Raw genomic sequence first — 282 nt, 5'->3', positions numbered from 1 at the left:
TCCTCCACCATATATGCCGGCTTAGCTCAATTGGTAGAGCAACTGACTTGTAATCAGTAGGTTGGGGGTTCAAGTCCTCTAGCCGGCACCAGTAACTATGGCGACTGTGGCGAAGTGGTTAACGCACCGGATTGTGGCTCCGGCATTCGTGGGTTCGATTCCCATCAGTCGCCCCATATTTTAAAATATAGTATGCGGGTGTGGCGGAATTGGCAGACGCACCAGACTTAGGATCTGGCGCCTTTGGCGTGGGGGTTCGACTCCCTTCACCCGCACTTTTAA

At 52.8% G+C, this 282-nt stretch carries 3 tRNA genes; all 3 read left to right on the top strand.

The window, feature by feature from the left end:
- Positions 1-15 precede the first annotated feature (15 nt).
- The 3 genes from MR056_RS22060 to MR056_RS22050 all read left to right on the top strand — a co-directional run bounded on the left by MR056_RS22060 (position 16) and on the right by MR056_RS22050 (position 275).
- Positions 16-91 (top strand) — tRNA-Thr (locus MR056_RS22060).
- Positions 92-100: 9 nt separating this feature from the next.
- Positions 101-176 (top strand) — tRNA-His (locus tag MR056_RS22055).
- Between the two features lie 18 nt (positions 177-194).
- Positions 195-275, top strand: a tRNA-Leu gene (locus MR056_RS22050).
- Positions 276-282: the final 7 nt, after the last annotated feature.

The sequence above is a fragment of the Bacillus cereus group sp. BfR-BA-01360 genome (genome assembly GCF_022663595.1).
In the GTDB taxonomy this organism is placed as follows: Bacteria; Bacillota; Bacilli; order Bacillales; family Bacillaceae_G; genus Bacillus_A; species Bacillus_A cytotoxicus.
Note: the sequence above shows the minus strand (reverse complement) of the source record. Positions and strands in the feature narration are given on the sequence as shown.